This is a genomic window from Hymenobacter metallicola (genome assembly GCF_004745645.1).
GTDB classification, from domain to species: Bacteria; Bacteroidota; Bacteroidia; order Cytophagales; family Hymenobacteraceae; genus Hymenobacter; species Hymenobacter metallicola.
The window spans coordinates 385230-400388 of sequence record NZ_SRMB01000002.1; the positions used below are offsets into that span (position 1 = coordinate 385230).

Below are 15159 nucleotides of genomic sequence, written 5' to 3' on the forward strand. Positions count from 1 at the left end.
TAGAGGTAAGAGAATCTAAGATTGAGTGAAATGGGTATGCGCTGAAGACAGCCAGCTATACCGTATTTAATTCAATCTAATATAAGCATTGTTATATAAAATACAACGCTTATTTTTCTTTTCCCTCCCCTTGCGGCTAGCTGCCCTTGGTAGCACTAACCCGCCACAGAGTGTTACCGGCATCATCGGCCACAAGCAAAGCTCCGTCGGGCAGCACAGTGATGCCGACCGGCCGACCATACACCTCTTTATCCGCCTCGTTGGCCACAAAGCCAGTCACGAAGTCTTCCATCTGCCCGGCCGGGCGTCCGTTACGAAACGGCACAAATACTACTTTGTAGCCCGAAAAGCTCGACCGGTTCCAGGAGCCGTGCTGGCCGATAAAGGCACCGTTCTGGTATTTGGCCGGGAAGCCCTGCTGGTCGTAGAAGGCCAGCCCCAGCGAAGCCGTGTGCGGACCTAAAGCCACATCCGGCACCACCGTTTTCTTCACCAGTTCGGGTTGCTCGCCTTTGCGGCGGGGATCTTCGTGGTTGCCAAAATACGCGTAGGGCCAGCCGTAGAAAGCCCCCGGCCGCACGCTGGTCAGGTAATCGGGCACCAGTTCGTCGCCCAGCTCATCCCGCTCGTTCACGGCCGTCCACAGGGTAGTAGTGCCGGGTGCCCAGTCCATGCCCACGGGGTTGCGCAGGCCAGCGGCATAGATTCGTTCCCCGGAGCCATCGGGGTTTATCTCCAGCACGTTGGCCCGGCGTTTTTCATTCTCCATGCCATGCTCGCCCACATTGGAGCCTGAGCCCACCGACACGTAGATCTTGGAGCCGTCGGCGGAGGCCAGCAGGTTGCGGGTCCAGTGATTGTTGTAGCCACCGGCCGGCAGGTCCAGAATCTTCTGGCCGGGACCGGTAATTTTGGTTTGTCCGGGCTGATAGGCGTAGCGCACCACGCCGTCGGTGTTGGCTACGTAGAAGTAGTTGCCCAGCACCAGCATGCCCAACGGTTGATTGAGGCCGGTCAGGAAGGTTTCCCGTACCTCGGGCTTCCCGTCCTTGTCGGCATCGCGCAGCAGCGTAATCCGGTTGGCACTCGTGGGCTTCAACGACTTGGAGGGGTCCAGGCCGAGGGCGGCAGCTACCTTTTTCTTTACCGTCGTGGGTACCGTATTGGCTTCGGCTACCAGCACGTCGCCATTGGGCGTTACGTACAGCCAGCGCGGACTATCGAAGCTATCCGCGTACTTGGTAATAGTGAAGCCGGCCGGCACCGTGGGCGTGCGGCCCGCAGGCCAGCCAATAACCTTGCTGCGCTTCGTCACCGACTTGGAGGCGTAGGGCTCGGGCAGTTGTATTGGAGCGGTAGTCGTAGCCACCGTATCGGCGGGAGTATCGGCTTGGGCCTGGGCCTTTTCTTCTTTGCTCGGCCCGCTGCAGGCCGCCAGCAGCGCCACAAAAGACGCGCATAGAGGGAGTAGTTTCATAAAAGCAGATAAGAATGTCTTCTGCTTTTACTGTTGGGAAGGCAGATGGTTGTTGAGCTTTCTCGCAAAGCATGCCCGGTGGTGCCGGACTCCGAGCACCAGCATCTGCGCAACTTGGTAACCTCGGCACTACCCGAAATAAAAAGGGCGGCATAATAGATTATGCCGCCCTTTTTATTTCGGGTATACTGCTTAGCCGCGAGGCATTGAGGTGCCAGGCTTGCCGGTGGGCTTTTCGGGCTTAAAATCATCTTCTACGCTGTCCATATCCAGGAAATGCGTGAATGTATCACCGCGCAGGCCCAGGCGAATGGTTTCCAGCGACACTACCTCGTTGGGGGCAATGTTGCCCAGGTTTACGTTGGCGCCGAGCAGCTTGATAAACCACACCTGCTGGGCTTTCTGGGGAGCTTCCCACAGAATTTTCTCGAACGGAATCTGGGTCAGGATTTCCTCGACCAGCCCCGAGCGAACTTCGCCCGTGCTGCGGAACAAGCCCACGTTGCCGGCTTCCCGGGCTTCGCCGATTACCTTGATGGCCCCGGCTTCCAGCTCGGTTTTCATCTGCGAAATCCACTTGTAAGGCGGAATAATCTTCTCGGCATCCTTCGAGCCTACTTCGCTGAGGACCTTCACATCCTGGGCCAGGGTGCGGATGTATTCCAGCTTCCGGTCGTGCTTTAGGTCGATGGAGCCGTCGGAAACTTCGGCGTATTCCATGCCGAAATCGGCCAGCAGGCGGCGGTAGTCATCAAACTGATTACGGATGATAAAAGCCTCAAACAGCGTTCCGCCGAAGTACACCGGGATGCCGGCTTCCTTGTAGGCATCCAGTTTCTTGCGCAGGTTGGGCACCACATACGAAGTAGCCCAGCCCAGCTTCACAATGTCGGTATACTCGGCTCCTACTTCCAGGAAGTTCTCGACTTCCCGAATGCTCAGGCCTTTGTCCATGACCATGGTGTAGCCCTGCTCACGAGGCTTGCTGGTGCGTTCGGGGAGGTTATTGAGGCTGTAATTCATGCGTTGCGACTTAGAATCTTAGAGTCTTAAAAACACGTTGCGGCCCGCCTGGTGCGTATTCGTCACCCAGAGCCGCGCCAAAAGTACGCCCGAATTCTGTAACCGCTTTAAAACCCGAAAAGTCCTGAGCCTTGGGGTTCTCCCCTATGCTCAGGACTTTTCGGGTCACCCGCTTCAACGCTTACTTGCGGTACTGGTCAATCAGGCGGGCCAGGGCGCGCTGCGACTCCAGCTCCGGGAAGTACTCAAAAAGCAGGCGGTGCTTGTCGAAATCCAGCACCAGGGCATTTTCCAGGTACTGATATGCCTCCCGGTAACGGCCCGCCGCCAGCAGGTAAGCGCAGAGACGGTAGTGCAGCTCCGCCTCGCCGGGCTGAATCTCCACGGCGTTGCGCATCAGGTCGATGGCCCCGTTGAAGTCGCCTTGCTCATAGAGAATAATGCTCCAGTTCAGCCAAGCATCCTTATTATCGGGGGCCACCTGAGTGGCTTTGTCGTAGCACTCCAGGGCACTGACTACGGCCCCTATCTGGTACTCGGCCGCCGCCAGAGCCAGCCAGTACTCCACGCTTTCGTCGTAGAGCGACACGGCCTTGCGGAAAAAGTGAATCGCTTCAAACCACCGCTCCTGGGCGTTAAGCACAATGCCGATACCAAACCACGCCTCATCCATGGTTTGGTCCAGGTCGATGGCGCGCTGGTAGTTTTTGCGGGCGTCGTCCCACTCGCCCAGCTTCTCGTGGCACTCCCCGATGTTGCACAGGGCTTCGGGAGTGGGCTTACCCTCTTCGTAGCTTAAGTGAAACTCGGCAATGGCTTCCCGGTATTTCTCCTGCCCCACGTAGGTACTGGCCAGAAAGCCGTGCGCATCGTAGAACTTGGCGTCAATGAGAATAGCGTACTCAAACGCGGCCACGGCTTCCTCGAAGTTGCCCGCCCGGAAGTAGGCCTGCCCCAGGTTGTACCAGGCCGTAACTGAATACGGGTCCTCATCGGTAAAGCGGCGGAAAAACTCCAGATTTTTCTCCAGCCGCTCCGAGATTTCCAGGCAGTACAGCAGTTCCTGCACCGCCACTTCATTGTCTGGGTTCAGGCGTAGGCTCTGCTTATAATACTTGGCAGCACTTTTAAACTTCTGCCAGCTCTGGTAAGCTAGGCCCAGATTAAAGTAGATGTCGTCCCGGTCGGGGGCTGTTTCGGAGGCCGCCCGGAAAAAGTCGACCGCCTGGGCAAAATCGCCTTTTTGCGTGGCAATAATCCCACGCGTTACGGCTACATCGGGGTTGGCAGGGTCCAGCTCGGCAACTGCCTCAATCTGCTCGGCCGCGGCCGTGTACTCGCCCTTCATGGCCAGCACCTGAGCCCGGTCGATGAGCAGTTCGGTTGAGAAAGGGTACTGAACAATGGCTGCTTCACACGCCTGTAAAGCTTTGTCGTATTGCGTATTGGAAGTATAGTGGTCGATAATACTTTCAAAATCGGCCAGGTCAAAAAACACGGGCTCGTTGTTGGCTACCATCCGCTCAAACCGGCGGACGGTGTCCAGCACTTGCTCCTGGTCCTCAAAGTTTTCGTTCATTCTCATGCTACTACAAACAACGCAAAAAACGCCAGAAAGGCAGGTTCTGCGACTATTTTTTCCGACGGCCTTGTTTTGCCGCCTCCTGGCCTAATATACAACAACCGCACCGGAGGCCGCGGAGTTCGTCTTGAGCTCCTGGCAACACCATTCTATCGTTTCAGCCAAAGGCCGGAAGCGCAGCCCGGTGGTGTTTTGCACTTTCTGACTCTGATATACGACGGGCTTACGCCCGGCGCGGGCCGTATCCTTGGTGATCAGGGGGCGGGCACCAGTCAGCAGGGAGCGGGCATGCTCGGTGCGCCAGATCAGCTCGGCTGCCCAGTCGGGCACGGCAATTCGGGGAGCTTTCTTACCGAAACAAGCCGCTGCCTGCGCCAGAAAGTCATGCAGTGGTACGGCCCCGGCATTCAGGATAAACCGTTGCCCGGCAATGGCTGGCTGAAAGGCTAAGTGCACCATGGCTTCCACCACGTCGCGCACATCCACAAAATTAATATTGCCGGGCGTATAAAAGGCGTGCTCGTTGTGGGCGTAGCGAAACAGCCGGGTACTACTCCGGTCCCAGTCGGCCGCGCCCAGTACTACCGAGGGGTTCACTATAACGGCGGATAGCCCTTCGGCTACCCCGCGCCACACCTCCAGCTCCCCCAGATATTTGGAAGTGGCATAGGCCGGATGCGCAGCTCCTAAATCCCACTTGGCCTCTTCGGTCAACACCTGCATTTTGCCGGGCTCCTGCTCGGCGGCGGCATTGCCCCCCAGGGCGGCCACCGACGACACGTGACACAACCGGATTCCCTTCCGGTCAAGACAAGCATCCACGATATTGGCCGTGCCTTCTACATTAATCTGTTGCAGGGCGGCTTCATCCTGCGGGGCGTACGACACCAGGCCAGCGCAATGAAAAACGTGCTCCACTCCTTCCAACGCCTGCCGAATAACCAACGCATCCAGAATGTCGCCTTCCACCCACTCTACCTGGCTGGCAGCGGGAAAAGTCGGCACCTGCCGCCGGTATAACGCCCGCACTGCCTGCCCCCGCGCCACCAGGGCAGAAATAAGAAAGCTGCCAATCAGGCCACTGCCACCGGTAACGAAAATCATGTTCCCAGAATCAGGTTAGACAATGGAAGTAAACAACCCCAATACGGGGCTTTATTACAAGGAATTATTGAGCAGCGGCTGGGTCAGCACTTTTTTCAGGTACGGCGTGGGCACCACCTTCTGCAGCAAGGTATCGGTGTGCTTCAGGTTGTGGGCATCGGTACCGAGCATATCGACCATGCCAGCATCGATGAGCTTCTCGGCTACGCGCTTGGCACCCGCCGAGTAATAACCCGCCAGCGAGTTCAGGTTGACTTGCAGCAGTACCCCGTTCTCGCGCACCTTTTCCAGGGCGGGAAAGCGGCCGTAGAAGTAAGTGTAGCGCTCCGGGTGAGCCAACACCGGCTGGTAACCGGCCGATTTTAGGTTGAATACGGTTTCTTCGAAGTTGAAGGGCTCGTTGATGTAGGAGGTTTCGAAGAGCACGTATTTTTTGTCGCCCCCGAAGCTGAGCAGCGGCTCTCCGCTGTCGAGCTTTTGCTGAAACCACTCGTCTAGGTAGTACTCAGCGGCGCACTCCAGTTCGACATCGGTAATACCGGCCGCGGTGGCGGCTTCCTGCAAGCGGGCCAAAGCCGCCCGCACGCCAGCAGGCGTGTTTTTGTAGAAGTCGCCCATGATGTGGGGCGTCATAATTAGCTTGCGGTACCCCAAGGTGCGCATAGCCTTCAACAGCTCGATAGACTGTTCCAGGGTTTCGGCACCATCATCGAGGCCAGGCAGTAAATGGGAGTGCATATCCACTTCCAGCTCGGCCAACGCGGACTCTGGAGTTGCTGAGGTGGAAGAGCTGCCGAAAAGCCGCTGAAAGAAGGATGCCATGCTGTGCGGAACGGCAAAGGTTAAGAAAACCGCTTGCGCAGCCGTGAGAACATGCCCGTAGCCGGGCGCGACTCCTCGTAATACCCTTGACCATACCCGTAGCCGTAGCCATAGCCATAGCCATACCCATACCCGTAGAGGCCGCTAGCCGTGGAGTCGTTCAGAATGGCGCAGAGGCGGGTGAAGTTGTTAGCCCGAATCAGCTTGTTGATGTTTTTCAGGAAGGTCTTCTTGGAGTAGTTGGCCCGCACGATATAAATTGGAATATCGGCTTTGCGCATGATCAGAATGCCATCCGTCACCAAGCCAACCGGGGGCGTATCAATCAGAATCACGTCGTAGTGCTGGTAGAGCTCCTCCAGCATTTCGTCGAACTTCGAGCTTAGAATCAGTTCCGAAGGGTTGGGCGGCGTAGGCCCTGCCGAAATAAAGTCCAGCGTCGGAATGCTCGTGTGCTGAATGCACTCGGCAATGGTATGCTTCTCGATGAGAATGGTGCTCACGCCGCGTACGTTTTCGGCCCCGAAGGCCAGGTTTACCTTGGGCTTACGCATGTCCAGGTCCAGGATGACTACGCGCTGCTCCGACAAAGCAATAATACCGCCCAGGTTTACCGTTACGAAAGTTTTGCCTTCCCCAGAAATCGTGGAAGTAACTGAAATCAGCCGCTTCTTCTTGGATGAGCTGATAAAGTCCAAGTTGGTACGAATCGAGCGGATAGACTCCGAAATAGCGGATTTGGGGTTCTTGTCGACCACCAATTTCGACACGGTCATCTTTTCCTTGTCGTAAGTCGGAATTACGCCCAGCACCGAGGCCGAGGTAGACCGCTCCAGCTCCCGCACATTCGTGACGGTGTTGTGCATGAAGTAGCGCACGGCCACCAGCGTCAGGCCCAGGGCAATACCACCCGCCAGACCAATGGCATAAATCATCATGCGCACCGGCGAAATAGGCGCGCTGGGCATGCTGGCCGGCGACAGAATCTGGAAGTCGGGCGTGGTGCCCGCCTTGGCAATGCTGAACTCGACTTTGCGGTCCATCAGCATCAGGTACGACTTTTCGTAAAGCTCAAACGGGCGCTTAAGGCGGGCCAGCTCGGTTTCCTTTTGGGGCAGAGTCTGCAGTTCGGCATTGAACTGCTCGCGCTGCTGGTTCATGGTATTGATCTGCTCCTGCAACAGGCGGCGGTTTTGCTGGAGCAAGCGCCGGATGTTGTTTTTCACGTAGGCCAGGGCAGCTTGCTGCTGCTTGACGGCTTCCGTAGTTTCGTTGTAGGAGCGCAGCAGGCGCCGCAGGTTCCACTGCAGGCTATTCAGCTCGGTGAGCTGGCTGGTCAGCTGGTTGTCTTCGATGGCCGCAATACCCGGAATGCTTTGCTCCAGGGTGGCGTCCTCGTTGGCCGTGAGCCGGTCCTGCTCGACCAGGCGGGTTATTTCTCCCAGCAGCCGGGCCTTCTCCACAATCTTGAGGCGCTCTTCCTCCTGCTTGGCCAGCTTTTCGGTAATAGCCGACACCTCGCCCTTCACGTCGTAGGTTTTGTTTTGCTGCACGAAGGCTTGCAGATTAGCCTCCGCATCCTGCAACTTATCCTGGTTTTCGGCCAAGGTACGATCCAGGAACTTCAGGGTCTGGGCCGTAGCTTCCTGCTTCTTGGCCAGCTTCTCCTGCAGATACACCGTGTCAATCTTGTTGACAATTTCGCGGGCCTTGGCCGGATTGAAGTCGGTAAATGAGATTTGAATCGTGTTGGCGTCTGGGTTGACGATGTCCACGCTCAGGTTGGTATTCAAGTAAGCATTAACGGCCCCGTCATCGTTGATGACGAAATGGTAATTTTTCTCCCGGGCGTCCGCGTCGAGCAGCGCAGTAGAGGTAACCTTAAGCTCCATGCCGGGCACGATGATGGGTTGGCCCAACGTGTAGTCGCCCGTTTTTTCCTGGCCCTGATAGAGGTAAGACAACCGAAATTGCTGAGGCCCGGTAAAGTTCAGGTTGAACTTGGTGTTGTAGTAGTTCGGGTCCTTGATGGTGTAGCTAACCTTGAAGGGCGAAATCCCATACAACTCTGTTTCCAGCACCGTACCCTCCACGTAGTAGTTCACGTTCAGCTCCAGGGAATCCTTGAGGCGCTGGTAGATGATGTTGGACTTGATAAGCTCTACCTCGCCTGACAACTTATTCAGGCTGCTGGCACCCACGGCTTGGCCCAAGGCACCGTCGAGGCCCAGCACGCCGGCCTCTGTTTTTTCGTCAATTTTGAGCAGTGACGACGACTTATACACCGGTTTGGTATAGCGCAGCAGCAGCCACGAGGCCGACAGGCCCAGCGCAATAAGCAAAACTATCCAGAGCAGGCTCCGGCGGGCAACCAGCAATAGAGTGGCAATATCCAAACCGCCATCCTCGTCTTCCGCTGCATTAGGTTCAGCGCCGCCGGCATTACGAATAAGTTCTTCCAGCTCAGCGTTTTCGTTTACTGCCATTCCGTCGTTACAAGTTAGTATCAGAGTCTTTAGGGCCGGAACTTCTACGGATCCTGGCAGACCTCTTACTACTTATTAATAAGATCTCTCACCAAGATGTAAGTCGTCAGCAAACCTGCTACGCCTCCAATCAGACCAAACACCGATCCGGCATCAGTTAGTGCCTCAAAGAAGGGCCGGCGTACCGGTTCGATGTAGACAACATCATTGGGCTCCACCTGCAGGTTGGCCCGGCGCATCCCTTCAATGGTCGACAAGTCAATTACCTGCACCTGGGGATTACGCAAATCGCCCCGAATCAGTCGGATGTTATAAGCCCGGCCACGGCCACCACCAATTCCTCCGCCTCCTCCGAGGCCGCCACCTTCCAGACCACCGGCCGAGGCAATTACCTCAATCAGGTTCATGTTGTCGTTGTACATGGGAATAACCTGCCCACCGGGCGCCCCTAGTACAATGATGCGGTTGTTGGTGACCCGAGTAGCCACGTACGAGTCTTTGTAGAAGACATCGTACTTGGTTTTTAGCAGGCTGTCGGCTTCAAGCAACGTCAGGCCGCTCACTTTCACCATATTCACCATCGGCAGATTGACAAAGCCGGTGGCCTGCACCAGAAACTCGCTGGTACTGGGGGCCTGCCCGCCTTGGTTACCCCGATTAGCTCCCCCAACGTTACGCGAGCCTACGCTGCTTTGTCCTACGCGGTTAGTAACACCACCGGTAGCCCCAGAAACTCCGCCGGGAGAGCCAAACTGCAATTCTCCGTTCGGATCCAGAATTCGCTCCCCTTTGTTGGTGTACACCCGCACATCCAGATAGTCATTGGGCTGGATGATGTAGTTGCGGCTGGTGCGACCAACCAGCGTACGCAGCTTCATGGTATCAACTCCTTCTCCCGTCGGGGTCGAGAACATAATGTTCTGCCGGTAGTACTTGCCGGTCACGCAGGAAGAAAATAGTACGGCGAAGGGCACGCACAGCAGCCAGAGGCGCAGAAGGCGGTAAAGAGCGGTTTGTTGCATGCAGGCTGATAAAGCCGAAGTCTAGTTCGAAAGCTATGGGAAAGACCCAGTTAGGTGGGTGCATTTTTCCCTAAAAAACCTTCAAAGTAACCGAATTGGCGCGCCCTTTCAAAATCGGGTCGGTGTTGGGCCGGGCCGAACTGGCTTCTCTGCGGTTAAAATCGTACTTTCGCAAACCCAAAACCGGGCCAATCCGGTTATGCTCTAACCCTCCCCACCCAACTGCTTTTTTCATGGAACTTGTAGCCACCGAAAACCAAACGATGATTGCCCAGATGGTGCGCGACTTTGGCGCGACCCACATCAAACCTGATATGATGAAATGGGACGAAAGCCAGGAGTTTCCCGTCGAGGTTTTCAAAAAGCTGGGCGAGTTAGGACTAATGGGCGTATTAGTACCCCAGGAGTACGGCGGAGCAGGCTTCGGCTACGTGGAGTACGTCACGGCTATTGCCGAGCTGTCCAAGATTGACCCTAGCATCGGGCTGAGCATGGCGGCGCACAACTCGCTTTGCACGGGCCACATTCTGCAGTTCGGCTCAGAAGAGCAGAAGCACAAATGGTTGCCTAAGCTGGCTTCGGCCGAATGGATTGGCGCCTGGGGCCTGACCGAGCCCAATACCGGCTCGGACGCTGGCAACATGCGCACCGTGGCCGTGGAAGACGGTGACGACTACGTGCTGAACGGTGCCAAAAACTTTATTACCCACGGCAAGAGCAGCAACATTGCCGTTGTTATTGCCCGTACCGGGGAAGTCGGCGACTCGCACGGCATGACGGCTTTCGTAATCGAGAAGCCTACTGAAGGCTTTACCCACGGCCTGAAAGCCGATAAGCTGGGCATGCGCGCCTCGGAAACAACTGAATTGATTTTCACCGACTGCCGCGTCCCGAAGGCCAACATCCTGGGCAAAGTCGGTGAGGGCTTCATTCAGTCGATGAAGGTGCTGGACGGCGGCCGGATTTCCATTGCGGCGCTGTCGTTGGGTATTGCTCAGGGGGCTTTCGAGGCCGCGCTGCGCTACTCCCAGGAGCGCCACCAGTTCAACCAGCCGATTTCCAACTTCCAGGGCATTTCCTTTAAGCTGGCCGATATGGCCACCGAAATTGAAGCGGCTTCCTTGCTCACCTACCGCGCTGCCGATATGAAGGACCGCGGCCTGAACGTGAATCAGGAGTCGGCCATGGCCAAGCTTTACGCTTCAGAAGTGTGCGTACGAGCTGCCAATGAAGGCGTACAAATCTTTGGGGGATATGGCTACACCAAGGACTACCCCGCCGAGAAGTACTACCGCGACTCCAAGCTGTGCACCATTGGCGAAGGCACCTCGGAGATTCAGAAGCTGGTAATTGCCCGTACTTTGCTGAAGTAAAACCCCGCAACTTGATTAGGGCTTGCACGGTAAGAAAGAGCCTGTTATCTTTGCGACCCCTAAAGAAGAAAGTTTTTCATTCCAACTGAGCATATGATCATCGTCCAGATTAAGGATAACGAGTCTGTTGACCGTGCCTTGAAGCGTTTTAAGAAAAAGTTTGAGCGCACCGGCGTTCTGAAGGAACTGCGTCGTCGCACCTTCTTCCAGAAGCCTTCGGTTACCAAGCGTAAGCAGAAGGAGAAGGCCGTGTACAAGCAGACGATGTACGCTACCGACAACTACTAGGGAGCAGTTCACTGCCAGCTAGAATTTAACCGCCTGATTTGCTTTCCTAAGCGAATCAGGCGGTTTTTTCGCGTTCGTACTTTCCAGGATAATTCCATACATTGGGTATCCGGCCCTGGTGGCACGGCACTCAGCGTATGGAATTATTTTTTGATTATCTGCGGTTCGAGCGGCGCTACAGTCCGCACACGGTGCTCTCGTACCAAACCGACCTGCGGCAGTTCAGCGACTATCTGAAAGCTACCTATGAGATGGCACAGCCCGAGCAGGCCGACCACACCCTGATTCGCTCCTGGGTGGTGACGCTCATGCAACAGCAGCTGGATCCGCGTACCGTAAACCGTAAGATTGCCTGCCTGCGCTCCTATTTCAAGTTTCTGCTCCGCACTGGGGTAGTGAGCAAAAACCCGATGCTGCGCATCAAGTCGCCGAAGGTGGCCAAGAAGCTGCCCGACTTCGTACCCGAAGACTCGCTCAATGGCTTGCTCAACTCCTTCGAGTTTCCGCCCACCTTTGTTGGCTCGCGCGACCAGGCCGTACTGGAGTTACTCTACGGCACGGGTATTCGTCTTTCCGAGCTCATCGGCATCCGGCACGAAGACCTGAGTCTGAGCAGTAAAACCGTGCGCGTGACGGGCAAAGGCAACAAGCAGCGCATTGTACCGCTGAACCCATCTCTGATAATAGTGCTGGAGCGCTATATAGCGCAAAAGCAGGCTGAATTTGGGACCAGTGACAACGCCCGTGGGCCCCTACTCGTTACGGAGAAGCTAGAGCCTCTCTACGAAAAGCTCGTGTATCGTACTGTAAAGCACTATTTAAGTCAAATAACGACGGCCTCGTCCCAACAGCACCCGCACGTTTTGCGCCACTCCTTTGCGACGCATCTGCTAAGCAAAGGAGCCGACCTGAACGCCATTAAGGAGCTGCTGGGGCACGCCAACTTAGCGGCCACGCAGGTATACACGCACTTATCCATCGACAAGCTCAAATCCGTGTTTGAAAAGGCCCACCCCAAGGCCTAGTTGTTTCTTTTTTTACCCAAACCCCTAAAAAAGATGAAAGTACAGATGCATTCGGTACACTTCGATGCCGACCAAAAATTGCTCGATTTCATCCAGAAGCGCCTCGATAAGCTCGAAACCTTTTATGACCGTGTCACGGAAGGTGAGGTGATTCTGAAACTCAATAACAAAGACGGCATCGACAACAAGACGGTCGAAATTAAGCTGTTTGTACCCGGCACGACGCTATTTAGTCAGGAGGACGCCCCCTCCTTCGAAGCCGCCGCCGACGCCGCCGCCGACAACCTGCGCCGCCAGATTACTAAGCATAAAGAGAAAATAACCAGCCACTAGGCTATCCTCGGCCGCATAGAGGATATGCTGCATGAAAAAGCCCCGTCAGACCAGCTGACGGGGCTTTTTTAGTAACCAAATTTCTGGAAACTACAGGCCGAACTCTGCCTTAATCTTGTCGACGTAATCGAGCTTTTCCCAAGTAAAGGTTTCGAACGTTTTGGTTTCACCCGAGGGCATAACCACTTCCTTGGTACCGGCTGGGCGGCCCATGTGGCCGTAAGCAGCCGACTCAGCGAAGATGGGATTGCGCAGGCCGAAGCGCTGCACAATAGCGTAAGGCCGCATGTCGAACAGCTTGTTGACCTTCTCGGCAATTTCGCCATCGGTGAGCAGCTGACCATTGGAGCCTTGCACTTTGGTTGTGCCGTAGGTCGTCACGTAGAGGCCTACTGGCTTGGCAACCCCGATGGCGTACGCTACCTGCACCAGGGCCTGGTCGGCGACGCCGGCTGCTACCAGATTTTTGGCAATGTGCCGGGTGGCATACGCCGCCGAGCGGTCTACTTTCGACGAGTCTTTACCCGAGAAAGCCCCGCCGCCGTGGGCACCCTTGCCCCCGTAGGTATCCACGATGATCTTGCGGCCGGTAAGGCCAGAGTCGCCGTGGGGGCCACCGATGACGAACTTGCCGGTGGGGTTGATGTGGTAGGTAATCTGGTCGGTGAAGAGCTTTTGCGTTTCGACGTCCAGCCCGGCTTTCACGCGGGGAATCAGGATGTGGCGAATATCATCGGAAATCTGAGCCAGCATCTTCTCCTCCGACTCGTCGAACTCGTCGTGCTGGGTGCTGACTACAATCGTATCGATGGCCTCGGGCGTATTGTCGTCGGCGTAGCGAATGGTTACCTGGCTTTTGGCATCGGGGCGCAGGTAGGTCATTTCCTCGCCCATCTTGCGAATCTTGGCCAGCTCATCGAGCAGGCGGTGCGACAGGTCGAGGGCCAGGGGCATGTAGTTGGCCGTCTCGCGGGTAGCGTAGCCGAACATCATGCCTTGGTCGCCGGCACCCTGCTCTTCGTCACTGGCGCGCTCTACGCCCTGGTTGATGTCGGGTGACTGCTCGTGCAGGCGGTTCATCACCTCGCAGGTGTCGGCGTTGAACAGGTACTCGGGCTTGTTGTAACCAATGCGGCTAATAACGCCCCGCACAATGGGTTCGGCCTCTACGTGGGCCGTTGACTTGATTTCACCGGCTACCAGGGCAAAATCGGTAGTAACGAGAGTTTCGCAGGCTACTTTGGAAGCCGGGTCCTGCCGTAAATATTCGTCCAGGATGGCGTCAGAAATTTGGTCGGCTACTTTATCGGGGTGGCCTTCCGAAACGGATTCGGAGGTGAATAGATACGGCATCAGAGTTCGATCTAGCGACGGGGTCGGGAAATAAGGCTCGGCGGCGTATAAGCCGGCGGCGGGCCGCAAAGCTAACTAAAAAGGCGCAGGTAGGTGCGGTGAATATACCAGCCGATATTGGCAGAAAGCAAATAAGCTACCACCAAGGCAATTTTAAGGCAACCATAGCAAGCTTGCCAATTGGTCCGTTTTGCGTCTTCCGGCCAGAGCCCACCACTAACTGCACTTACTGTTTTACAGCTATTACTATCTGATAAGCATTAAGTATTTATTGTTTATCAATAAATACTTTTCTTCCTTTGAGCGAACCTAATATTCTTTGCTATGCCTTCTAGCTATACCTCTCTTCCCCCCTTCCTGCGCTTTGTGCGCGTGCTGGCCGCGGCTCAGTACGTATTGTCGGCCATTGGCCTGCTGTTTTATGCGTTGATAAGTATATCCGACCTGAGAGCAGGCTCCCAACTGGCTTCCTTCACGCTGCCTTCTCTGACGCTGGAAGTGCAGCATCCGCGGCAGGGGCAGGTCCACGGTGCGGCCCTCGATTCTTTGAAGACTATGCCCGGGACGTTCCGTGTGGTGCCCAAAAGTCAAAAGCTCGCGCTGGTGTATGTTGAGCGGAGTTTTGGCAAACGGGTGGGCCTGATGCTTCTGGGCGTTAACAACCATGCCGGGGGGCGTAGCTCTGTCGCCTTTGCGCTTTACTCTATGCTCACGGGCATGCTGCTGTACCGCATTCTGAATGAGATGCAGATTGAGTCGCCGTTCACGGAGAAAAACGCCCGCCGTATCCGCTGGCTAGGCTTGCTCATGATTGGCGTCGACCTGTACCAGTACGTGGCATTCCGCTACATGCTGAGTATCGTGCCGCATTTCCGGGCGCCCGGCTTGCGGGGCACGGTTTTGCAATACCTGACGCTGGACCCGGCCGAAGAAACCGGGGCCTGGAAATTCGGCTTAGTTTTGCTGGTCATTGCGGCCGTGTACCAGCGGGGCGTCATCATGGCGCGGGAAGCCGAACTGACCGTTTAATATGCCGATAATCGTAAACCTGGACGTGATGCTGGCCCGGCGCAAAATGTCGCTGAGCACCTTGGCTGGTACCGTCAACATCACACTGGCCAACCTGTCTATTTTAAAAAGTGGCAAGGCCAAAGCTGTTCGATTCAGTACGCTGGCCGCCATTTGCCAGGCGCTGGACTGCCAGCCCGCCGACATCCTGGAGCACCGCCCCGACCCGGCCGACTTGCGCCCGGCTACAGACGCAGAATAAC

At 56.0% G+C, this 15159-nt stretch carries 14 protein-coding genes; 6 read left to right on the plus strand and 8 right to left on the minus strand.

Annotated elements, in window-relative coordinates:
• Window positions 1-136: 136 nt before the first annotated feature.
• The 7 genes from E5K02_RS12500 to E5K02_RS12530 form a co-directional block, all read right to left on the minus strand.
• Window positions 137-1477, minus strand: a complete 1341-nt coding sequence (locus tag E5K02_RS12500; protein ID WP_135395117.1) for a PQQ-dependent sugar dehydrogenase — start codon at window positions 1475-1477, stop codon at window positions 137-139.
• Between the two features lie 192 nt (window positions 1478-1669).
• Complete coding sequence (locus tag E5K02_RS12505; RefSeq protein ID WP_135395118.1) at window positions 1670-2500, minus strand: phosphosulfolactate synthase; 831 nt, start codon at window positions 2498-2500, stop codon at window positions 1670-1672.
• A gap of 181 nt (window positions 2501-2681) precedes the next feature.
• The gene (locus E5K02_RS12510) at window positions 2682-4085 is read right to left on the minus strand and encodes a tetratricopeptide repeat protein (RefSeq protein ID WP_240737266.1); all 1404 of its coding nucleotides are present in this window, start codon (window positions 4083-4085) and stop codon (window positions 2682-2684) included.
• 84 nt (window positions 4086-4169) lie between these two features.
• Window positions 4170-5186 (minus strand): NAD-dependent epimerase/dehydratase family protein, encoded by a 1017-nt coding sequence (locus tag E5K02_RS12515; RefSeq protein ID WP_135395119.1) that lies wholly within the window; start codon window positions 5184-5186, stop codon window positions 4170-4172.
• A 54-nt stretch (window positions 5187-5240) separates the two neighbouring features.
• Window positions 5241-6008, minus strand: a complete 768-nt coding sequence (locus E5K02_RS12520; RefSeq protein ID WP_135395120.1) for a tyrosine-protein phosphatase — start codon at window positions 6006-6008, stop codon at window positions 5241-5243.
• Between the two features lie 20 nt (window positions 6009-6028).
• Window positions 6029-8494, minus strand: coding sequence for a GumC family protein (locus E5K02_RS12525; protein WP_135395121.1), 2466 nt, complete (start codon window positions 8492-8494; stop codon window positions 6029-6031).
• A gap of 68 nt (window positions 8495-8562) precedes the next feature.
• On the minus strand, window positions 8563-9516 hold the full coding sequence (locus tag E5K02_RS12530; RefSeq protein ID WP_135395122.1) for a polysaccharide biosynthesis/export family protein: 954 nt from the start codon (window positions 9514-9516) through the stop codon (window positions 8563-8565).
• 233 nt (window positions 9517-9749) lie between these two features.
• Between E5K02_RS12530 and E5K02_RS12535 the strand changes: the two genes are divergently transcribed.
• From E5K02_RS12535 to hpf, 4 genes are all read left to right on the plus strand, one after another.
• On the plus strand, window positions 9750-10889 hold the full coding sequence (locus E5K02_RS12535) for an acyl-CoA dehydrogenase family protein (protein ID WP_135395123.1): 1140 nt from the start codon (window positions 9750-9752) through the stop codon (window positions 10887-10889).
• A gap of 93 nt (window positions 10890-10982) precedes the next feature.
• Window positions 10983-11177 carry a 30S ribosomal protein S21 gene (gene rpsU, locus E5K02_RS12540; protein ID WP_100337199.1) on the plus strand — a complete coding sequence of 65 codons (195 nt, stop codon included), beginning with the start codon at window positions 10983-10985 and terminating at the stop codon, window positions 11175-11177.
• Window positions 11178-11314: 137 nt separating this feature from the next.
• Window positions 11315-12202 (plus strand): tyrosine-type recombinase/integrase, encoded by an 888-nt coding sequence (locus E5K02_RS12545; protein ID WP_135395124.1) that lies wholly within the window; start codon window positions 11315-11317, stop codon window positions 12200-12202.
• A 33-nt stretch (window positions 12203-12235) separates the two neighbouring features.
• Window positions 12236-12535 (plus strand): ribosome hibernation-promoting factor, HPF/YfiA family, encoded by a 300-nt coding sequence (hpf, locus tag E5K02_RS12550; protein ID WP_135395125.1) that lies wholly within the window; start codon window positions 12236-12238, stop codon window positions 12533-12535.
• 90 nt (window positions 12536-12625) lie between these two features.
• On the opposite strand, the gene metK is transcribed toward hpf, so the two are convergent.
• On the minus strand, window positions 12626-13888 hold the full coding sequence (gene metK, locus E5K02_RS12555; protein WP_135395126.1) for a methionine adenosyltransferase: 1263 nt from the start codon (window positions 13886-13888) through the stop codon (window positions 12626-12628).
• Between the two features lie 324 nt (window positions 13889-14212).
• Between metK and E5K02_RS12560 the strand changes: the two genes are divergently transcribed.
• Together E5K02_RS12560 and E5K02_RS12565 are read left to right on the plus strand one after the other, a co-directional pair.
• Window positions 14213-14917: a DUF2975 domain-containing protein gene (locus E5K02_RS12560; RefSeq protein WP_135395127.1), complete on the plus strand. Its 705-nt coding sequence runs from the start codon at window positions 14213-14215 to the stop codon at window positions 14915-14917.
• Window position 14918: 1 nt separating this feature from the next.
• Window positions 14919-15158 carry a helix-turn-helix domain-containing protein gene (locus E5K02_RS12565; RefSeq protein WP_135395128.1) on the plus strand — a complete coding sequence of 80 codons (240 nt, stop codon included), beginning with the start codon at window positions 14919-14921 and terminating at the stop codon, window positions 15156-15158.
• Window position 15159: the final 1 nt, after the last annotated feature.